This is a genomic window from Oculatella sp. FACHB-28 (assembly GCF_014696015.1).
In the GTDB taxonomy this organism is placed as follows: domain Bacteria; phylum Cyanobacteriota; class Cyanobacteriia; order Elainellales; family Elainellaceae; genus JAAUTN01.
On sequence record NZ_JACJPJ010000074.1, the window covers coordinates 116,667 to 137,814 of the forward strand.

Below are 21,148 nucleotides of genomic sequence, written 5' to 3' on the forward strand. Positions count from 1 at the left end.
AATGAGCATTACCCCTGAGTCGGTTAAACAACTCTTGGATTCCGAAGATTTTGGAGAGCGGTTGAGCGCAGTCAATCAGATGCGCCAGCTTGACCCGGCGATCGCCTTTGATCTCATCCAGGTCGCTGCCCAAGACAAGAGCGCGCGTGTGCGCTATGCCGCTATCAGCCAAATCTCTAGCTTGGGTAAGCAAGATTTAGAAACCGCTTTGCCCCTTTTGCGCGATCGCCTGCTCAATGACAGCGAGCCAGATGTCCAGGCGGCGGCGGCTGACTCTTTGGGAGCGCTAAAGCTCACTGATGCGTTTGAAGACTTGCAGCAGCTTTATCACAGCACTTCTGAATGGTTAGTCAAATTCAGTATCATTGCAGCTTTGGGAGAGTTAGGAGACAGCCGCTCCTTTGACCTGTTAGAATCCGCGCTAAACGCAGATAACGAACTCGTTAAGACAGCGGCGATCGGTTCCCTGGGTGAATTGGGAGATAGCCGTGCGCTGCCTCTGCTGCTTCCCTTCGTCTCTCATCCCGATTGGCAAATTCGCTACAGGCTCGTGCAAGCCCTGAGTCACTTTGATCATCCAGACGCAAAAGCAGCCTTGCAAAGTCTTTCCCAGGACGAAATGCAGCCTGTCGCTCAAGAAGCAAAAACACACCTCTAGACCTATTAGGTAAGGCAGCATAGTGCAAATCGCTTAGGTTAGGGCAAAAGAGAGAGGCGGGGCTAAAGCCCCGCCTCTCTCTTTTGCCCTAACCTTTATAACTACAGCTGTACCCCTGAAGTAACTAGCGCTTTTCACCACTCTTTTCACATCGGCCACGCTTTATTTCACCAAGGGTTTGTATTCAAAACAACAAACTTGAAGAGACGGTGAACTGTACTGCTCTGCCGATGACAAACTTTCGGTAAATGTGAGTACATGAAAACGTGGGTCGCGTAAGTTTACCTAAAAACCAGATTTAGCTTCTATAAGCTCGGTCTCCCTACTGAAATAGGTTCTGCATTTACCTCACTACATCTACCAACGGCGAAATTGTCTTTTGACTTTCAAAGCCAGTGCCGGCCCCTAAATGCAGAAACAAGACTGGAGTCTGGTTCATTCATCACTCACCACACGTGGCCTTACCAGGGAAATGTGACCTACCTGTCAGCTATTTGACGAACTATCGAATTTCTACTGAATTTACTGAATTTAAGGAAGACAGCAATGAAGCTTCGTGGATATCTTTTTGCAGCCGCTACAGCCGCTACAGCCGTAGCAGGACTAACAGTTCCCGCTCAAGCTGCCACTTTTGGCAACACCGGTATCACCTTTGACAAAGATACCACTGTAAACTTTTCATTCCAGGAATCTCACGGTAGATTTCGGTCAGACCTGGGTATCCAGCAAGTAGGCGCACCCGGCAGTTTCACCACCCTGTTTAGCGAAGCAAACCCTGGCTATGACAGCAGTGCGAATGATTGGGCTGGAAGCTGCGGTAACACTGTACAAAACTGCGACACCTCCTTCAAGTTTGAGGCAGGTAAGACTTATAGCTTCGTTTTGACCAGAAACTCCGGCACGAATGGCGTATCTGCTAACCGGGTTTTCTCCACCAACTCACTCAACAGCAACAACTCCAAGCAGGCTATTTTCACCGGTGACCTGTTCAGTGGCGGTGCCACCATCGCCTTTGAGGACATTGGTGGAACTGCCAATAGCGCAACTTGTGCAGCTCAAGGCAGCAATCCTAAGGCCGATTGCGACTTCAACGACTTCATCGTTACAGCCCAAGCTGAAAGTGAAACTAGCGAGTCTGTTCCCGAACCCGCAACTCTTGCTGGTCTAGGCGCAGTAGCGGCTGGCTTTGTTGCGTCTCGTCGTCGTCGCAAAACGGCTTAAGTTGCTGAATTCATTGCTCCTTGAATAACTCAATGAATGGTAGCGTGGCTAGCTGCGCTACCATTCATTGCCTCAAAAGAGATTCAGGTGAAGGGAGATTTAGGTGAAAGGACGGTTCAGGTAGCAGAGCGATCGCCCACCTAATCTCCCCAACCTCCCTATCCCTTTTCGTGCCGGCAGATCACTAGCAACAAAGCCAGCTCTGAACCACAGTTCATCAAGGTTTTGTATTGAAAGCAACAAACTTGAAGAATAGGTAAACAAAGGCACCACGCCGATGACAATCTCTCGGAGCGTGTGAGTAGATAAGAACATGGACCAGTACATTCACTTAGCCTCCAAAGTTTACGAGAAGTACTAAATAGCAGCCCATCTGATGACTCTGTATCTATCTCATCGCATCTACCTTAAATAATAGGGATTTAACTTCCGAGTTATAAAAGCGATTGTTGATACGATCAAAACACGGAGAAGCTTCGGTCTATTTTGAGACAGTCTGAGTAATGCCTATCCGCCCCATGAAGGATTACTCAACACTCACAAGTCAAAATCATCCAATCTCTCCCCATCAAGGAAAATAGCAATGAAGCTTCGTGGATATCTTTTTGCCGCAGCTACCGCCGTTACTGCCGCATGTTTAACCGTTCCTGCTCAAGCAGCAAGCTTATTCAACAACAGTAATCCGATCTCATTCAGCAAAGACACCAGAGTTGAATTCAAGTTTCATGCTTCTCATGGTGCTTACCAATCTACCCTTGCTGTGTATAACAGCAACAGACAACGGCTGCAAAATCTGTTCGTAGAAGATTTACCACGTGACCCAATTTCGGGCGGTAAAACTAATCAATACAACAACGTAGACTCTCGCGGAACTTGTGGAGTCACAGTTAATCCTGCGCCTTGCGTCACCACATACACTTTTCTGGCTAACACCTCTTACTATCTGGGTTTAAGTTCCTTAGGAATTAACACAACCGTTTTTTCAGATGATCCTGTCGGAGGTGCTACCCCTGGTGGCTTTAGATTCGTTGCGGATGTTGATTCTGTTCTTTATCCAACCAAGTATGCACCACCTACCGGTGCTAACTTTAAGTCTTTACCGCTCCAGAATGGCGAGACGGCAATCCTGATTAATGATTCCTCGCCTGTTGACCGAGATGCAAATGATTTTGTTGTTACGGCTAAGTCTGTACCAGAACCAGCAACTCTGGCTGGATTGGGTGTAGTCGCGGCTGGACTAGCAGCTTCCCGCCGCCGTAAGGCAGGGCAAACAGCTTAGTTCAACACTTGACCCAATAGCTTGAATTATTTGGGCTAGTTAAAAAATTGTGTGAGCTTCCTGATTGGAAATAGCAGAGTGTGACGAATCGCACTCCGGGGCTAGAGAGTCAAGAGATGGCTGGAAGTTCATAGTGTCTTTGACGGGAGTTGGAACCGTAGGGGTGTTCCAACTCCCATTTCTTGTAAGCATTTCTCAGAATATGGGCGCCAAGATAGATATGTTAGTATTTAAATATATGGGCTTAAGCTCTAGCAAATACTGCGAGAGTTAGCTTTAAAGGATAAGTCTTGCTGCTTATTCTAATTGCGATAGCTTCGGTTAGCTTGACATTCGATCGGGTTAACTTGTAGCTATTTGCAGAGTTATTTCAATAATTGTCCCTGAAAGCCTCCAGAACTGAGTATGCTGCTGCATAAGGTCAGGAAATGTTTGTTTTATACCCCTGAAACTGTGAGGTTTTTCTTGTGATTGCCATCTCACTGCGCCCGACCGGACGCAAGTGGGGCACAGTTAGCTTCGCCTCCACTCTTCATCTCTGTCCCGTTTTAGATCTGCTCATGACGGATGTTCCGGCTCGATGGCAAGCGGAAGTCAGACTTGGATTACAAGAAGCTCTGGTCAATGCTGCCAAGCACGGTAACAAGCTAGATCCAAATAAAACGGTTTTGGTTGAGTTTTACATTCTAGAAAACGAATACTGGTGGGTCATTTCTGATCAAGGCTCTGGGTTTTCTCCTACTTGTTCCCATACGCTTGACCGCCCTGAGGGCAAAGATATTCACCAGGTAGGTGAGTGTGGGAGAGGACTTTTTATCCTTCATCAAGTTTTTGATCAGGTTCACTGGAATCAGCAGGGCACGGAATTAAGGCTTTGTAAGCAGATTAAGAGCCGTTCCAAGCTCTCTTTAGGGCACTAGTTTTTGGATTGCTGCCAGGTTGTCAGAGCAAGCTGATGAACCTCACGCCAGGGAACGGTGTGCTTTTTTGCTAAAGCTGCACAGTCCTCGTACTCTGGCTGCACATTGGCGATCGCCCCTCCTTCCCCCCAAGCCACTTTCACCCTGATTTCTCCTAGAGTTGTCTGCACTGTCTGCATCTCTCGATGCAAAATGCTGCGCTGCTGAACAGCGTGACGAATTCCTAACGTTGTGGTTTCCCGAAAGATCACGGCTTCACACTGCTGCACCCGCTCCGGATGACAAATAACCGTGAGTAGAATGCCAGGACGCGACTTTTTCATTCCAATCGCTTGCGTAAATACGTCTACTGCACCTACTGCAAACAGAGCATCAAAGATGTAGCCGATCGCCTGTGGATTCAGGTCGTCGATTTGGGTTTCTAGCACTGCAATGGATTGTTGGGATGGGAGGGTGGAAGTGGGGGAGTGTGAGAGTGGAGCCTCCGGCGATGGGTTGGTATGGAAGGTCAGCTTGGTTTCTTCTGTAGTTCCTGGTCCCTCACCCAACCAGAGCCGCAAGATGTTGGGAATGGGCAAATCGCGAGAGCCTGCACCGAGTCCAACCCGTTGCAGCATCATGGTGGGAGGAGCACCAAACTGAACAGCAAGGGTAGTGGCGATCGCAGCCCCAGTTGGTGTTACCAGTTCTCGCTCAATGCCATTGCTGTAAATTGGCACCTTGCGCATTTCCCATAGCTTGAGGACGGCAGGTGCAGGTACAGGTAACCGTCCATGTGCCGCTCGAATTGTGCCACCGCCGGTTGGCAAGGGTGAACAGTAGAGTTGGTCAATTCCCAGCCAATCTAACCCGAGGCAGGTGCCTACAATATCGGCGATCGCATCCGTTGCTCCCACCTCATGAAAATGAACCTGGTCCGCCGGAATACCGTGTACTGCGCCTTCTGCCTCTGCCAACTGACGAAATACGGCTAGACTCCAGGCTTCTGCTCTTGCAGGTAACCCTGCGGCTCGGATCATCGCCTCAATTTCTGGCAAATGACGAGTGCCATGAGCAGGGTTGGTTGAGTCGTGAGGGCGATCGCCATGACCATGAGCATCATGACTGTGACTGCCTCGACTATGGGTATCGTGACTATGACTGCCTGGATCGGAACTGCGTGGCGATATCATGGGAAAGCGAGTGCGATCAAACGTAGGAACGGGATCAACCCCTACTTCCAGGTTTGATTGGGTAGGAAGATTAGCCGCCGCGACTAATTCGACATGCACTTTGGTTGCTCGCTGACCATTGCGCTGAGCCTGTTCTGTCCAGAGGCGATATTCCTCAGATATTCCCAGTAGCTTGAGTTTGTCAATTAAATAGTCTAGTGGAACGCCTGCATCCACTAGAGCACCCAAACACATATCTCCAGCCAGACCCGTTGGGCACTCCAAATACGCTAGTTTCTTCATAGTTTAATAAGTCCGATAGACACAATTAAGAACCAGGGAAGCGTCCCTTTGGGGCTCTCCCCGGTTCTTATAAAGATAATTTCCAAGCAGTGTGGCGGTTTGCAGTTAAAAGTCCTAAGAGAAAATTATGGCAACGGTTTTTACAATCCATCCGGACACGCCTCAAATGCGTTGGATAGAGAAAATTATGGACGCTTTGCGAGACGGGGCAGTGTTGCTATACCCAACGGATACAGTCTACGCGATCGGGTGTGATCTCAATGTTAAATCGGCAGTGGAGCGGGTACGGCAGATTAAGCAACTGTCCAGCGACAAACCCTTAACCTTCCTTTGTTCTTCGCTATCTGACATTGCTAGCTATGCTTATGTGACGGATTCAGCCTACCGCACTCTCAAACGGCTGATTCCTGGACCCTACACCTTCTTGTTGCCTGCGACCAAGCTGGTTCCCCGACTGGTGATGAGCCCAAAGCGTAAGACGACAGGCATTCGTGTTCCTGATAATGCTATTTGTCAGGCGTTGCTTCAGGCTTTGGGCAACCCGATTATTTCAACTTCTGCACCGACCGCCTGTCACAAGGCTGACACCCAAATTTCCAAGGCAGAGCTGTTTGACCAGCTTGATGGGTTGGTTGACGTGATGATTGAGGACGGTGAGCCGGTTGGCTATCAGGTTTCCACGATGCTGGATTTGACCGGAAAGGAACCCATCATTACCCGAAAAGGATTGGGATGGGAAGCGGCAGCGGCATGGGCTGTAGAGGCAAGTTAAGAACCAGTTAGCCGATTGTCCTATGCAGACGCAGGATTGGAAGACTTTGTTGCCGGATAAAAATTTTCGGCAGAATTTAGTATGGAGCTGATTCTCAAAGGGTTTGATAGGAGAGCTAGCCACCTAGAAGGAGCGATCGCCCCTTCTATCGACTCCGGCCTAGACAGCTACCCCGAAGGCTAATTCAAAGAGTGACACACGACTGTCACAGTAAACTGGCATAGCCGCATAAAGTCAAAGTGTAGTCGGTTGGGAGGGTGAAACCTAAACGCTCCCTTGCCCCCAATTCTCTACACTTGTTAACGTGCATCACCCAAGGTCAAGCCATGAATGTCGAACCTGTGAATTCTGCTGGCTCCTTTAGCCAGAATGAAGGCGATGCCCTGGACACAGGGCTGCAACCTGATGATCAGTCCATTGCTTCCGTTGAATCTGCAAACGACGAGTTTAACGCCTCCAATTCTCAAGTCCAACCCGGATCGCAAACCATCAGGCTTGTGCAACTCATACTTTCTGAACTTCAAGCAGAAATTCACACTTTATCGGCAAGCGCTGAGGCGGTCGCGACCCGCATTGCAACCGAAGTTGAGCGGATTTGTGCAAAAAGCGATCGCATTCAAACCTCGGGTCAAATTCAGTCCTGGCAAAACACCCTGGCCCGCCATCGGCTACAAAAGTGCATCGAATATTATCGGCTAGGCTCCCGGCGTGGCAGGGTCGATCTACACAGCCATTTGAGTGCGATTGTCTATCGTCATGTGGCAACCAGTCGAGCGCAGCTAGGGTTTCAGGGACGCTACAGCCTGATCGAAGACTTCTTGCAGGGCTTCTATATTGAGGTGCTAAAAGCCTTCCGGCGAGAGAACCAGCTCCCTGAGAACTATAGCCCCCGCACACGGCTAGAACTGGCGGAATACATGGCATTCACTGAACAGTACGCCAAACGTCGGATCACGCTACCAGGACATCGCAATCAGCAGTTGGTGGTACTGCGGGCCCAAGGCTTTTCTCGCCGCCAACCTCCAGAAACAGCCCTCGATATTGAAATGGCGGTTGAATCTGCTAAAGGCGAAGAGGCAGAAGCTTACAGCCGCGCCCCCGTAGTGCAGCAGGTGCGAGAGCAAATGGTTGCAGATGCAACTGATCCAGCAGAATCGGTGTTGCGCGATCGCGTAGTTACCGAGTTGGTGCAATATCTAGAATCTCAGGGACAGTCTGACTGCATCGACTATCTCACCCTGAAGCTGCAAGACCTGTCTGCTCCTGAAATTGACTCAATTTTGGGACTGTCTGCCCGCCAGCGCGACTACTTACAGCAGCGATTTAAGTATCATGTTGAAAAGTTTGCTCGCTCTCATCGCTGGCAGTTGGTACATCAGTGGCTCGGTGCAGACCTGGATCAAAATCTGGGAATGCCCCAAAAAGAATGGCGAGCTTTTGTTGAGCGGCTATCGCCCGAACAGCGCCAATTAATGCAGCTCAAAGGAATGCAGATTGGAGAGCAGCGTCCCGTTAATCCCAACACTTTGTCCCCTCGCTCTGACGAAGAGATCGCCAAAACGCTCAAATGCACTCCTAAGCAGGTCCACAAGCGCTGGGTACAGATCCTAGAATTAGCTTGGCAAACCCGCAACCACAGCAACGTAGATTAATCTACCAACGCTCTTAAAGTGCTCTTAAAGTGATGTTCCCATTACAGAACCGCAGTGCAACTTGTACCTGCAACTTAAACCAAAATCCATCAGGGTAAATATTTCTTGTACAGGGGCAAAGCATTGTATAGGAGAGCTTAGAAAAGTTTCAAAGTAATAAAAAAGCTTCATCTCAAGGCTTCGTTCCTAAAAAAACTTAAACCTGTGTTTACGTCTATTAATGAGTGGGTATTCTCTGCTTGAGAGGGCATAAAAGAGAAGAGTTTCTATGCTCTTGTCTCTACCTTAATCCTGAACTTCAGTCATGAAAGAAAATGTAGTGGCATCCTTTCTTATAGGAATAGGGATGGGGGAATTAAGCTATGTTAGAGCACCAACTTGCCGAACCGATGCCCTCGATACAGTCAGAACAGTTGCTTCATCTGCTGATTGTTGAAGATTCACCAGCAGACCTGAATCTGGCAATCATCACGCTTGAGGAAGCAGGTCTTCAAATTACTTACGACAATGTAGACACGATCGCTGATTGCCAACAGTGTTTAGAGCAGCACACCTATGATGCGCTGCTGTCTGACTATCGGTTACCTGGTTTTGACGCGTATGTGGTTCTGGAGCTACTTCAGCAGTCGAAACAGGACATTCCCCTGATTTTGATGACCGGGACGCTGGGCGAAGAGGCCGCAGTAGAGTGCATCAAAGCAGGAATGACAGACTATGTATTGAAAGATCGGTTGTTTCGGCTGCCGACGGTGCTGGAGCGATCGCTCCAGGAAGTTGCCCTGCGTCGTCAAAAGCAGGAGGCGATCGCCCAGATTCAACAGCAAGCTCAGCGAGAGCAGTTGCTTAACCAGATTAGCCAATCTCTTAATTCCAGCCTCGATCCAGACTATATTCTGCAGCAGATTGTAACTCGCACGGGAGAATGCTTCGGCGTTGATCGGGTGACCATTTTCTCGCTTGACTCTGAATATGTAAAGGTCTTGAATGAGTGGCGAGCTAATGACCAGGTTCCTTCTGTTAAAAACTTCAAGCTTCTTTTATCGGTGCTACCTGAGAATTTAGTGCCAAACTCGGAAACATCATGGTATCGAGTGCTGCACGCACCCAGATTTTTAGAGAGTCCTCGCGCTCCAGACTATCAAGCCCAAGTGCAGGCGACGCAAACGCTCTCTGTGCTCAGAGTGCCGATCTTTATTCGCGATCAGCTCTTTGGCGGCTTGGTTCTGCAAATGACGACCGCCTACAGAACGTTCACAGAGGCCGAAATTCATCTGCTTCAGCGAATTGCCGAGCAGACGGCGATCGCTCTTTATAATGCCCAGAGCTATGAACATCTAGAGCGACTGGTTCAAGAACGTACCCAACAGCTAGAGCAAGAAAAATTGCTCTCCGACGCTGCCAATCGCGCTAAGACTGAATTCTTGGCACACATGAGTCATGAACTACGGACACCGTTGACCGGAATACTGGGTTTCTCTAGCCTGCTCTCAAAACAAGTGTTTGGATCGCTCAATGAGAAACAATTGCAGTACGTCAACGGCATCTCTTCCTGTGGACAGCACCTACTCGAACTGATCAACGATTTGTTGGATCTGTCCAAGATTGAGGCGGGCAAAGAAGAACTAGTGTTTGAGCTGGTCGTCATTCAGGAAGTCTGTGAAGCCTGCATCAGCATGATTCGAGAACTGGCAAGCGATCGCAAACTACAGCTGAGCCTAGACATCAATCCAAACTTAACGATTTGCACCGCCGATAAGCGACGACTCAAGCAAATTCTATTTAATCTACTCTCTAACGCGGTTAAGTTTACGACTGCTGGCTCGGTTCGTCTGGAGGTTGGGCAGCGAGAAGGCTTTATCGAATTTGCTGTAATCGATACAGGCATCGGTATTTCAGTTGCCAATCAAACGAAACTATTCCAGTCTTTCCAGCAGTTAGATGGCGGGTTGGATCGCCGCTACGAAGGAACGGGTTTAGGACTAGCTTTAGCCCGCAAACTCGCTCAGCTTCACAAGGGCGACATCCTTGTTGTTTCAGAACTGGGCAAGGGAAGCTGTTTTACCCTGCGGTTGCCTCTCGATCTCGAACCACAAGAATGCTTATAAAGTCAGGATTTCTACTCCGTTGGGGATGACAGCGACCGTATGCTCAAATTGGGCGGAAAGCTTGCCGTCTTTGGTAACCACTGTCCAGCGATCGCCCAAAATTCTGAAATCATACGTCCCCTCGTTGAGCATTGGTTCCACCGTAAACACCATTCCGGGTTTGAGCCGTAACCCGCGCCCGCGTTGACCAAAATGGGGAACAGAAGGCTCTGTGTGAAACTGCCTGCCTACGCCGTGACCGACAAAATCTCGAACCACTGCAAAGCCATTTGCCTCCGCGTGTGCTTGAATAGCTGCTCCGATGTCACTGATGCGTGCTCCTGGTTTGATTTCAGCAATTCCTCGCAGCATACACTCATGAGTCACCTGAACCAGCTTTTGGGCAGAGGGGGAAGGATTTCCTACAAAAAATGTTCTGGAGGTGTCACCGTGATAGCCCTCCAGGAGAGGTGTAACGTCAATATTGACGATGTCTCCTGCTTTGAGAATTTGTTGGCGACTGGGAATACCATGACAAATCACTTCGTTGACACTGGTGCAGATTGAGCCAGGAAAGGGAGGATGCTCAGGGGGAGTGTAGCCAAGCTGAGCGCTGGTTGCTCCGTGTGCTTGAGTCCACCGTTCTGCTTCGTCATTTAAGGCTTGAGTGCTGATTCCTGGTTGCACCATCGGTTCAAGGTGATTCAGCAACTCAGCCGCGAGGCGACCTACCCGACGCATTTTGTCTAGCTCTTTGTCAGAAAGCAGGACGAGTCCTTTGGAGGGCTGCGATCGCATCAGCGGCAAACTTTTTTCGGCGGGCGATCGCTGCTTCAACTGTTTTTCCCAAACCTGAAGCCTATCTTCTTTCATCGCTTTCAACCTGACGAACTGCTGTTACAGCATAACACAGCAAGGAATAGCAAGGAGTAAGCTATGCTGTGAGAGCGTAGGCTGAGGCGTTAAGATAAGATACAGTAAGCATCCTATCTCTCAACGCAGGCAACATCAAAGTATGGGCGGCAAGACAGATCTAGATAGAGTGACGGCTTACGTTCCTCCCGAATGGAAGCAAGAATTAGAGGAATGGGCAGAGGCAGAAGAGCGTTCTATCTCATGGTTAGTTTCCAAGCTGATTGGCAGCGCCCTTCAAGAACGCCGTGAGCAATCGCAACCGGAAGCTGTCGATGCTGAAACAAAATAACCAGGCTGTAGATTCACGCCAGGTACTTTGCCCAAACTTCTAGCGCTTGAGGAGAGCCATACCAAAGTCTTCCAGGACGCGGCGAGTGAAACACGCCTTCTAACACGAGGTTTTCTGCACCTTCTAGATGGGCTGCCACGACAGGCGTGATGCCATCTCCCCAGCAGCCACCTGTGCCGCAGGTCATCTCATAACTACTGTAGGCAAACCAGTTTTGCCACTTGCGATCGCCATACAGAGCCTTTCCCGCCACGCAAACATAGCGAACAGATGGGTAGAATGCGCCCGGATAGTTGTTTTTAACAAAGTCCAGGTTTCTCAGCGTCCAACGTTCGCGGCTAACCTGGGGCGTTCCTAATGTAACTAGGGTCGCTACGGTCGGGTGGGCTTGCCATAGACAAACCCGGTTTTTATCTGCTGGATGCACGCTATACGGCTTTTCGCCCAGATAAATCCGCGAGATCCAGCCGCCTGCTGAATGTCCGACCAAATTGATGCGATCGCTGCCATACTGCTGCATTACCCGCTTTACCGTCTGGTCAAGCTGCTGCAAAATCGGAGTCACTGACCTGCCGCCCAGGGTCGGCACCCAGTCTCGCCGCTTTAAAGGAACAGTGGTAGTGGGAAAACCCAAATCTCCCAGAGCTCGCTCCATCTCCAAGTAAGCATTTGCGCCAGCTAAATATCCTGGCAAGATCACAGTCGGTAAAGACATGGAAATTAGGGGCTGTTAGGGGCTATTAGAAAGTGCAGAAACGTTTAGATTATGTCCCTGTGGGAAACTTAACGTTAAGCCAATTCAACATGAGCTGATTAACCTTGTCTGGACATTCATCGTGGGGACAGTGCCCTGCATTGGGAATTGAAGCAAATTGTACGCTACGCCCTGCATCAACTGCCTGCTTTGCTAGATCTTGATAAATTCTCGCGCCCTTAATCGGGGTCCAGGGATCTGCTTCTCCCCACAGCACTAACAGCGGAGCGTTCACTAGAGGCAACAGTTCCTCGGGTGAAGGACCAGGGGGAGCAGTCAGGATAGAGGCAAACACTTTTTGCGCGCCCGGATCACACGAAGGCTGGTAGATCAGGTCAATTAACTCGTCTGTTACAGCTTGGCGATCGCGATACACCTGAAGCAGGGTTTGCCGCAATCGGGTCTTTTGACGAATTCGGTTAAACAAAAGTGGTCCAATTGCATCCGAGCTAACCAACTTCGTGAATGTACCCATCACAACTCTGAGCGGCAGGTTTAACTCTTGAGGACGGTGATTTAGCCCTCCAGCGCAGTTCAGCAAAACGCCACCTGCTGCGATTTCGGGATGATGAGCCATCACCATCAGACACAGCAATCCGCCAATCGAATTACCTGCAAACACGGCAGGTTGCTGTACCTGCTCAGTCCAAAAATCTTTGAGCAGTTCTTTCCATAGCTCCAGGTTGTAGTCTAGAGGCGGTTTCTCAGAGCCACCAAAGCCCAGCAAATCCAGTGCAAATACACGGTAACCTGCTGCGGCCAGAACGGGAATATTTTTGCGCCAGTGTCCGATCGCCGCCCCAAACCCGTGAATTAAGATCAAAGGTCTACCACTACCTACAGCGGTATAACGAATCCGGTATTCTTTCCAGGTCCAATCCAGCAGCGGAAAGGGGCTGACAGGGCCAAGTTGCTGAGTCGTCACGGTAGTTTTTTAAAGATTCTTAAACTACCTTCATAATACTGCTTCCTGGCATTGCTGTTTTGTCAAGGGGAGACGTAACCTCAACACCTGGATTGTCTAAGCAGATTGTCTGAGCAGGCGATCGCTCTACTTAATAAATGCTCGAATCCGGGTCAGCAGTTCGTCAAAGTCGATAGGTTTGCGGATGAAGTCATCCGCTCCAATCTCTAAGCCCTCAGTGGCGTTGGCTTCATCGTGAGCAGACACCAGCATAATCGGAATAGAGAGTGCCTTGTTGTGGCGGATGTGGCGTGTCACCTCATAGCCATTCATGTCTGGCATCATGATATCCAGCAGAAGCAGGTCGGGGGGTGAAGCTTCGACCTTGGCGATCGCTGCACTGCCGTTATCAGCAGTTTCAACGCCATATCCTTCTGCCTCTAAAAACATTTGCAGTAAGAGCAAATTGTCTTCAACATCATCCACTACTAAAATTTGATAGCCTGAGGAACGCATCACATCAAACAACCTTTTTGTTGATCACACCGAAGAACAGCTTTAGCTGCGACTGCCTTAACTCATCGCTTTCAATAAATTTGACGAACAATGAATCTGGCAGTCACAGCGTCCTCCCAAATGGAGGCACACTTAGATGCACTGAAATACCCTTATTTCAGGTATAAATTTTCTGGGACCCCGCATAGTATTACTTGGGAGTGATTTCTAGTTCTTCTTTAGAAAGCCTTTAGATTTGGTCTCGTAGAAATTCCTTTTATGAAGTTACGAAGGAAACTTTTACAAAAAGACCACTGTAGTTTAGTAACTCCTATTAGGGTTTGGTTTTTCTTACAATGAGTGCGATCGCAGAACGCCTTGCTCAAATTCGGCAAACGCTTCCCCCTTCTACCCGTTTGATTGCCGTGACCAAGCAGGTTTCCGTTGAGGCAATGCGAGATGCTTATGCTGCTGGAGTGCGAGACTTTGGTGAGAGTCGTATTCAAGAAGCCACCCAGAAGCAAGACCAACTTCAAGATTTGACTGATATCAGATGGCACTTGATTGGGCACCTCCAAACCAACAAAGCGGCAAAGGCACTGGAGCTATTTCAATGGATTCATTCGCTTGATAGCCTCAAGCTTGCCCAGAGGTTAGACCAACTTGCCGCAAACTTACCCCAAAAACCGAATCTTTGCCTTCAGGTAAAAATCTTGCCAGACCCAAACAAGTATGGCTGGACTATTTCTGAATTATTGGATGATTTGCCGCAGCTGGACCAATATTCTCACTTGAATATTGTCGGATTGATGGCAATTCCCCCCTATGGGTTAGACCCCCATCAAACCCTTTCTGTGTTCACTCAAACACACGACTTAGCTGAGAAGATTCGCCAGCAAAGTTGGCACAATATCCAAATGCAAGAGCTATCGATCGGGATGTCAGGAGACTATCCCTTAGCAGTACAAGCAGGAGCGACGATGATTCGTCTGGGACGAATCTTGTTTGGGGAACGAGCATGAGGTGATCGCCCTTTCTCAACCCCTAGTATTGAACTCAGCATTGGCTGTCGAAACCAAAGGCTACTATAAACCTGAGAACGCGGTTCAATATTTTAGACTGGCTTTAGCCTGTAGGAATTGAATCGCTGAATCCAATGCTAGAAGGTTCTTAACAGGCACCATTGCTGGCTCACAGGCATTACCGAATCACCTCAATTGTGTAGTGCAATACCTAAACACGTGGTTCTATAAATCAGCACTACTTATCAGTGGTTAGGCAGCAAAACAAAATACGTTTTTGCAGCTTAATCTTTAAGCCAGGAGGTATTGTAAGATTGCAACCGTTCAGTCACCAATCAGCATTTCTAAATTTGCTCAATTTCAAATGAATTGGTTAAAATTCTCTAGCAAATGAATGAAGGGTTTGAGGCTGAATTTCGAATTTCCCGAAAGTCAATGCAATTAAGGTATTGGATTCAAGAAATTGATGTATACTGATGACTCAAATCTACAGCACTAAAACAGGGTGATTGTGATTCCATTCTAGGGGTGAAGATCGTTAATTTCTTGTTTGATCCTGCCCCAAGACCTGAGACCTGAGGCGATTCTTCAAAAATCTGGACTTTTCCTATATTTGCCACTTGGCCAAAGGCTCTTCTCTTTGAATAAACCCTAGTAGTCGTTATGGAGCGCGAACAGTGAACAATATTTTCACAAAGCTACGAGATTTTGTTGGGCTAAATGACCCAGTCGATTATGAATATGAGTATGACGAAATGGATGGTGAAGAGTACCAGAATCTCTACCAAGAAGAGAACGCTCACCCTGTTCAAGAAGAAGAACCTCGCCGCCGTCGTCTAAGAGAGCGGGCTATGCTTTCTACTGAACCCGGAGCCACACCAACCATGAGCAATGTAATCGGAATGCCTGGTGCTGTAAATGGCATGTCTGAGGTAGTTGTGATGGAGCCGCGCACCTTTGAAGAAATGCCCCAAGCGATTCGGGCACTGCGTGAGCGCAAGTCTGTTGTGCTGAACCTGACCATCATGGACCCAGATCAGGCGCAGCGTGCTGTAGATTTTGTGGCAGGCGGCACCTACGCAATTGACGGTCATCAAGAAAGAATTGGTGAAAGCATCTTTTTGTTCACACCTAACTGCGTTCAAGTCAGCACTCAACTGGGCGTTCCAAACGACATCCCAATTCACCAGCCTCAACCTAGAACTGCTCGCCCAACCACTCCTGCACCTGCATGGACTGGCAGCGATCAGGCTCGCATGGCTTAAAACGCAAGGGTTGTTGAAAGTCAGAATCCATCCGTTGGAGGCAAGCGGTGGTTGAGCTAACTGCGGGTTGGTGAACTAAAGGTGAACTGGTTTAAGGATTGTTCCTGCGATCGCACTTCAAAGGTTTCACCAGCCCGAATGTTTGGTTGTTTGAAACTGCTTTATTTTTTCTTCGGTAATTTGTTAAACATCAGGAGAATGTCGTCCAGGTGTCTGTAAAGCTTGGCATTATTGGCGGCGGCGTAATGGGAGAAGCTCTGCTCTCTCGCCTGGTTCAGCAGCAAGTTTATTCACCTGACCAAATTCTAGTCAGCGATTCTCAGCGATCGCGTCAAGATTTTTTGTCAAAAGAATATGGGGTTGGCGTTACGGCAGATAACCAGGCTGTTGTGTCAGACGCACAAACGTTGCTACTCGCAATTAAGCCTCAACTCTTCAAAACGGTTACTGCCACTCTAAAGCCTACTCTCAGGGAGCAGGTCGTAATCTCGATTCTGGCAGGTACACCACTCAGTCAATTAGAAGCGGTGTTTCCAGGTCAGCCCGTGATTCGAGCCATGCCCAACACGCCAGCACGAGTGGGAGCAGGTATGACGGCGATCGCTCCCGGACAACACACTCAACCTTCTCATCTAGAGCTAGCGCAGCAAATTTTTCGGGCGGTAGGTGAAGTCGTTGAGGTGTCAGAAGTTCAGATGGACGCAGTCACCGGATTGTCGGGGTCTGGACCAGGCTACGTGGCAGTGATGATTGAGGCATTGACCGATGGCGGCGTGGCGGCAGGGTTGCCGAGGGCGATCGCTGCTCAACTAGCACTACAAACTGTGCGCGGCACCGCCGAACTGCTGCAATCTACAGGAATGCACCCCGCCGAACTGAAAGATGGAGTTACCAGCCCTGGTGGTACAACAATTACCGGAATTGCTCACCTGGAAAAAGCAGGCTTTCGCTCAGCCCTGATCGAAGCAGTGGTTGCAGCTTATCGGCGATCGCAGGCGTTAGGAGGCTGACACTCCAATGGACATTCCCATCTGATTGTTCAGATTGTGATTGCCATTCTTTGTGCCGGAATTGCTACCATCCTGATTCCGCGCCGCATTCCGGTCAAGCTAATCGGCATGATTGTGATCAGGCTAACTGGAGTTTGGCTAGGCGAATGGGGAACTGGGCTGTTGCGACAGCGCTATGCCATCAACTACAGCTTCCTAAACTGGAGCATTGAAGGGGTTCCCATCGTTCCCGCTATCATCGGCTCAGCCGTCATTCTCTATCTGGTAACCAGCTTTCTCAAATGGGGAAGATATTACAAATGAGAATTGGGGATCAGAGAACGGACTTTTCCCCAACCCCCAAAAGTTTTCCACAGAACGATCTAGTTTTCCACAGCTTTTCGTAGGTTTTCCACAAAAAACTTTGGAAAACTGTGACGATGTACACATCCCAAGGTAGACAGCACTATTCCCACTCGATTGTGCCGGGCGGCTTGGACGTGATGTCGTACACAACACGGTTAACGCCCCTAACTTCATTCACAATCCGCGTAGAAATGGTTTCCAGCAGATCGTAAGGAACTCGTGACCAGTCAGCGGTCATGCCATCTTCGCTAGAGACAAATCGCAACACGATTGGATAAGCGTAGGTGCGCTGATCGCCCATCACACCAACACTGCGGATAGGGAGTAAAACTGCAAACGCCTGCCAATAATCGTGATATACACCCTGTCGGTTGATTTCTTGCCGCACGATATAGTCTGCGTCTCGCAAGATATCTAACTTTTCTGCTGTGACTTCACCCAAGATCCGAATTGCCAAGCCTGGACCAGGAAATGGATGTCGTCTTACGATTTCTTCGGGCAAACCAATCGATCGCCCTAGCTTGCGAACTTCGTCTTTAAACAGCTTTCGCAATGGCTCTACTAGCTTAAAGCGTAAATCCTTAGGTAACCCGCCAACGTTGTGATGACTTTTGATTTTGACCGCAACTCGCTCTCCAGTTTGGGGATCAATGTTGGTGTCGGCCGACTCGATCACATCTGGGTAAAGCGTTCCTTGAGCCAAATAGTCAAATGGTCCGAGACGCTTGGATTCTTCTTCAAATACTTGGATAAACTCATGTCCGATCCGCTTTCGTTTTTCTTCGGGATCGTCGATTCCTTCAATTTTCTGGAGGAATCGTTCACGAGCATTGACGTACTCGACCGGAATGTGAAACTGCTCCTGGAACAGCTTGACTAGCCGCTCTGGCTCATACTTTCGCATGAAGCCCTGGTCGATAAATACGCAGCTTAGCTGATCGCCAATTGCTCTGTGCAGTAAGAAAGCTAGGGTAGAAGAATCTACACCACCTGATAGGGCCAACAGCACCCTTTTGTCACCGACTCTAGCGCGAATTTCCCGAATTGACTCTTCGACAAATGCGTCAGTTGTCCAAGTTGGTTCACACTCGCAAACGTGATAGACAAAGTTGCGGATCAGCGCTAACCCACCTAACGAGTGCACAACTTCAGGATGAAACTGAACGCCATACAGCTTGTGATCGTGGTGGGCGATCGCCGCGCAGGAGGTGTTCTCGGTATGGGCCAATAGCTCGAACCCTTCAGGCAATCGAGTCACCGAGTCACCGTGACTCATCCACATTGTGGTGCCATCTTCTACATTGGTCAGCAAATCCGTTGGGTCATCAATGTGGAGCGAGGCTTTACCATATTCTCCTCTTTCAGCCCGCTCTACATCGCCGCCAAGTTGCTGCACCATCAGCTGCATTCCATAGCACACGCCCAAAATAGGAATGCCCAAACCCCAGATACCCGGGTCACAATGAGGCGCACCTGCGTCATACACCGAGTTGGGACCACCGGAGAGAATGATGCCTTTGGGGTTAAGCTGCTGAAGCTGCTCAGGCGTAGTGCGGTAGGACAGCACCTCTGAGTAGACTTGAGTCTCACGGATGCGTCGGGCAATCAGTTCAGAATACTGAGAGCCAAAATCCAGAATCACAATCATCTGGCGATCGAGCCGTTCTACGGATGGCGTATACGGCGGTTGTTCAGTTTGTAGAGTCACCGATGAGTCCTGATGAAAGTCAGTAGTGGACAAAGATAACGGAACTATAAGAAACGACTTTGTGAAACGAAGGGAACTTATAAAGCTTGTGTAGGAAATTCGATATTCTGATTAGCTTAACAAACCTGAGTGAGGAATGTGGAGCCAATTTTGCTTTGAACGATAATTTGGCGATCGCGATCAAACAAAATAGAGCCAACTTGAACCCGGCGATCGCTATGAGCATGAATGTAGGTGTGCGATCGCTGGTCAATTTGCTGGGCGATCGCCCCATAAATTTGCTCAACCCAGCAACTCCCGGTGGTTGAGTCGAGGTGGCGGAGGTGTTGAAGTGCTGCCTCTGCTGTCGGGCTTTTAAAAACAAGCTGTACGTCTGTGGTCGGCAATCCCTGATTGGCAGCATGAGCCGCAAAGATTTCCTGTCGTCCGTCGGCGACATGATGGTGGGTGTGAAAAATGCCTCCTGCAAGCTTAATCAGCTTGCCGTGATAGCCAAATAGCAGAATCTTTTGAATTCCTTGCAGTCCGGCTTCGACCAGCATCGGACCAAGCCAGTTTGCAGTTTTGAGCAGGCGATCGCCCTGCACACCCATTTGCTTTGCCAAATCCAGCCCATTCTCGCCCACACAAAACACCAGACAGTCATATTCTGCTCGTTGTCGCAACGTTTCTCGGTAAACAGCAAGCTGATCTGGCGCACTGAGTGGTTGGGAAATTCCCGAAGTTCCCAGCAAGGAAAGGCCTTCGACTACGCCAAAAGCTGCGTTAGAGGTGCGTTCAGCCAGTGCCCGACCTTCTGGCAAAATGATTGTCACTCGAATCTTTTCTCCTGGCTCCAGTTCCCGGCTCAAGTTCTCGTGCAGCAGCCGACGAGCATAGGCATAAATTGCGGGCTTGTCGTTCTGATCATGCCGTCCAATCCCCTCACCTCCTTGAAGGGTGATCGCCTCCGTCTGTTCTGGCAATCCAAACTCCACGAGTGCCCAAATGGGAGTATCGCGAGTCAAATCCAGATTGTCTCCCGGATCGCTGTAAGCAATCGCTAATGCAGCATCGGCACGAAGGCTAGCACTTTGCTCGATTGGAATCTCAACCGTTTCTGAGGGCTCCACTAGATCGACCAATACCGATGAAATGGGGGAAGTAACTTGATGAATGCGCCGCAGTGCAGCGATCGCAGCAGCACAAGCAAACACAGGCAGCGTATATCCTGGGCGTGCTTTAGAGTAAGCGAGAGGGTCACGGGTCATTATGAAAACGGTATCAGACCGCTATAGTTATACAAACATCTCAGCCTAGCCTCATATACAGCCTCGATGCTTTCTGTACGATGGAAGAAGGGCAGTTATCACAAGTGTGTCGGAGTGAGAAGTTGAACCAGGTCGATTATCTTCGCATTAGTCTGATTGACCGCTGCAACTTTCAGTGTCAGTACTGTATGCCTGAAGGCTCAGAACTGGAATATGTTCGACGACAGGACATTTTAAGTCAGGATGAGTTACTGACGCTGCTACGTGAAGTATTCATCCCCAATGGGTTTACTCGCTTTCGCTTGACCGGAGGGGAGCCGCTGCTGCGTCCGGGTGTGGTGGAATTGGTGCGGGCGATCGCTGCTCTGCCTCAAACCCAAGATCTCTCCATGACCACTAACGCATTTTTGCTGACAGACCTAGCCCAAGACCTACACGACGCTGGGCTACGCCGCATCAACATTAGCCTCGACTCGCTAGAGCCAGAAACCTTTGATCGAATTGTAGGCAATCGAGGGCGATCGCGCTGGCAGCAAGTCTGGCAGGGCATTCAGGTTGCCCATCAGGTTGGGTTTGACCCGCTGAAGCTGAATGTAGTGGTTATTCCAGGAGTGAATGACCATGAAGTGCCGAATCTTGCGGCCCTTAGCATCGAGCGAGAATGGCACGTCCGATTCATTGAATTCATGCCAATTGGCAATGCTGGCTTATTTCAGGACAAAGGCTGGGTTGCCTCAGAAACACTGCGACAGCAAATCCGCGATCGCTGGGGGTTAGTTGAAGCTACGGTTTGCGGCAATGGTCCCGCCGATGTCTTTAAAATTCCTGGCGCAAAAGGTACTTTAGGTTTCATTAGCCAGATGTCCGAGTGTTTTTGCGATCGCTGCAACCGCATGAGACTATCAGCAGACGGGTGGCTTCGTCCCTGCCTGCTCAATGAAATCGGTCAGCTTGATTTGAAAACGGCTCTGCGGTCAGGCATCCCGCTCTCTGAAATTCGGTTACAGGTGCAGCAACTGCTGTCCGCCAAACCTGAAATCAACTACAAAGAGCGAGAATCCGGCACGGGCGGAGCTTATGCTCGCACGATGTCTCAGATAGGAGGCTAAGCACACAGATAATTCAGCAGGTCGCAATATCGAATTGCACCC

The 21,148-nt window shown here is 49.3% G+C and carries 19 protein-coding genes and 1 pseudogene; 13 read left to right on the top strand and 7 right to left on the bottom strand.

Annotated features, from left to right (window positions below; all coding sequences use genetic code 11):
- Position 1 precedes the first annotated feature (1 nt).
- From nblB to H6F88_RS17205, 4 genes and pseudogenes are all read left to right on the top strand, one after another.
- Positions 2-658, top strand: a complete 657-nt coding sequence (gene nblB, locus H6F88_RS17190) for a phycobilisome degradation protein NblB (RefSeq protein ID WP_190643967.1) — start codon at positions 2-4, stop codon at positions 656-658.
- 546 nt (positions 659-1,204) lie between these two features.
- Positions 1,205-1,879, top strand: a complete 675-nt coding sequence (locus H6F88_RS17195) for a PEP-CTERM sorting domain-containing protein (RefSeq protein ID WP_190643968.1) — start codon at positions 1,205-1,207, stop codon at positions 1,877-1,879.
- Between the two features lie 1,183 nt (positions 1,880-3,062).
- Positions 3,063-3,158: pseudogene (locus H6F88_RS34535) on the top strand (PEP-CTERM sorting domain-containing protein); the annotation flags it as partial.
- Between the two features lie 467 nt (positions 3,159-3,625).
- On the top strand, positions 3,626-4,078 hold the full coding sequence (locus H6F88_RS17205; RefSeq protein ID WP_190643970.1) for an ATP-binding protein: 453 nt from the start codon (positions 3,626-3,628) through the stop codon (positions 4,076-4,078).
- Here H6F88_RS17205 and larC read toward each other — a convergent pair.
- On the bottom strand, positions 4,075-5,532 hold the full coding sequence (larC, locus tag H6F88_RS17210) for a nickel pincer cofactor biosynthesis protein LarC (protein WP_190643971.1): 1,458 nt from the start codon (positions 5,530-5,532) through the stop codon (positions 4,075-4,077). The genes H6F88_RS17205 and larC overlap by 4 nt on opposite strands.
- Before the next feature lie 127 nt (positions 5,533-5,659).
- Here larC and H6F88_RS17215 point away from each other — a divergent pair, with 127 nt between their 5' ends.
- The 3 genes from H6F88_RS17215 to H6F88_RS17225 all read left to right on the top strand — a co-directional run bounded on the left by H6F88_RS17215 (position 5,660) and on the right by H6F88_RS17225 (position 10,061).
- On the top strand, positions 5,660-6,304 hold the full coding sequence (locus tag H6F88_RS17215; protein WP_190643972.1) for an L-threonylcarbamoyladenylate synthase: 645 nt from the start codon (positions 5,660-5,662) through the stop codon (positions 6,302-6,304).
- A gap of 326 nt (positions 6,305-6,630) precedes the next feature.
- On the top strand, positions 6,631-7,956 hold the full coding sequence (locus tag H6F88_RS17220; protein ID WP_190643973.1) for a HetZ-related protein: 1,326 nt from the start codon (positions 6,631-6,633) through the stop codon (positions 7,954-7,956).
- Positions 7,957-8,318: 362 nt separating this feature from the next.
- The gene (locus H6F88_RS17225; protein WP_190643974.1) at positions 8,319-10,061 is read left to right on the top strand and encodes an ATP-binding protein; all 1,743 of its coding nucleotides are present in this window, start codon (positions 8,319-8,321) and stop codon (positions 10,059-10,061) included.
- Here H6F88_RS17225 and map read toward each other — a convergent pair.
- Entirely contained in the window at positions 10,056-10,838 is a 783-nt protein-coding gene (gene map, locus H6F88_RS17230) for a type I methionyl aminopeptidase (protein WP_190644126.1), read from the bottom strand. The two genes, H6F88_RS17225 and map, sit on opposite strands and share 6 nt — an antisense overlap.
- A 217-nt stretch (positions 10,839-11,055) precedes the next feature.
- On the opposite strand from map, the gene H6F88_RS17235 reads away from it, so the two are divergent.
- Complete coding sequence (locus H6F88_RS17235) at positions 11,056-11,244, top strand: CopG family transcriptional regulator (RefSeq protein ID WP_190643975.1); 189 nt, start codon at positions 11,056-11,058, stop codon at positions 11,242-11,244.
- Between the two features lie 13 nt (positions 11,245-11,257).
- Here H6F88_RS17235 and H6F88_RS17240 read toward each other — a convergent pair whose 3' ends face one another.
- The 3 genes from H6F88_RS17240 to H6F88_RS17250 form a co-directional block, all read right to left on the bottom strand.
- The gene (locus H6F88_RS17240) at positions 11,258-11,959 is read right to left on the bottom strand and encodes a lipase (protein WP_190643976.1); all 702 of its coding nucleotides are present in this window, start codon (positions 11,957-11,959) and stop codon (positions 11,258-11,260) included.
- A gap of 49 nt (positions 11,960-12,008) precedes the next feature.
- Positions 12,009-12,923, bottom strand: a complete 915-nt coding sequence (locus H6F88_RS17245; protein ID WP_190643977.1) for an alpha/beta fold hydrolase — start codon at positions 12,921-12,923, stop codon at positions 12,009-12,011.
- A 126-nt stretch (positions 12,924-13,049) separates the two neighbouring features.
- Entirely contained in the window at positions 13,050-13,418 is a 369-nt protein-coding gene (locus H6F88_RS17250; protein ID WP_190644127.1) for a response regulator, read from the bottom strand.
- A gap of 335 nt (positions 13,419-13,753) precedes the next feature.
- Here H6F88_RS17250 and H6F88_RS17255 point away from each other — a divergent pair, with 335 nt between their 5' ends.
- From H6F88_RS17255 to H6F88_RS17270, 4 genes are all read left to right on the top strand, one after another.
- The gene (locus H6F88_RS17255; RefSeq protein WP_190644128.1) at positions 13,754-14,419 is read left to right on the top strand and encodes a YggS family pyridoxal phosphate-dependent enzyme; all 666 of its coding nucleotides are present in this window, start codon (positions 13,754-13,756) and stop codon (positions 14,417-14,419) included.
- A 677-nt stretch (positions 14,420-15,096) separates the two neighbouring features.
- Positions 15,097-15,684 carry a cell division protein SepF gene (locus tag H6F88_RS17260; protein ID WP_190643978.1) on the top strand — a complete coding sequence of 196 codons (588 nt, stop codon included), beginning with the start codon at positions 15,097-15,099 and terminating at the stop codon, positions 15,682-15,684.
- Between the two features lie 209 nt (positions 15,685-15,893).
- A complete protein-coding gene (gene proC, locus H6F88_RS17265) occupies positions 15,894-16,694 on the top strand; it encodes a pyrroline-5-carboxylate reductase (protein WP_190643979.1) in 801 nt (266 codons plus the stop codon).
- Between the two features lie 36 nt (positions 16,695-16,730).
- Positions 16,731-16,997: a hypothetical protein gene (locus H6F88_RS17270; RefSeq protein ID WP_347277709.1), complete on the top strand. Its 267-nt coding sequence runs from the start codon at positions 16,731-16,733 to the stop codon at positions 16,995-16,997.
- Positions 16,998-17,139: 142 nt separating this feature from the next.
- On the opposite strand, the gene guaA is transcribed toward H6F88_RS17270, so the two are convergent.
- Positions 17,140-18,747 carry a glutamine-hydrolyzing GMP synthase gene (guaA, locus tag H6F88_RS17275; RefSeq protein ID WP_190643980.1) on the bottom strand — a complete coding sequence of 536 codons (1,608 nt, stop codon included), beginning with the start codon at positions 18,745-18,747 and terminating at the stop codon, positions 17,140-17,142.
- A 116-nt stretch (positions 18,748-18,863) separates the two neighbouring features.
- Positions 18,864-19,997: a cobalt-precorrin-5B (C(1))-methyltransferase CbiD gene (gene cbiD, locus H6F88_RS17280; protein WP_190643981.1), complete on the bottom strand. Its 1,134-nt coding sequence runs from the start codon at positions 19,995-19,997 to the stop codon at positions 18,864-18,866.
- Between the two features lie 122 nt (positions 19,998-20,119).
- On the opposite strand from cbiD, the gene moaA reads away from it, so the two are divergent.
- Positions 20,120-21,106 (top strand): GTP 3',8-cyclase MoaA, encoded by a 987-nt coding sequence (moaA, locus tag H6F88_RS17285; RefSeq protein ID WP_190643982.1) that lies wholly within the window; start codon positions 20,120-20,122, stop codon positions 21,104-21,106.
- Positions 21,107-21,148 lie beyond the last annotated feature (42 nt).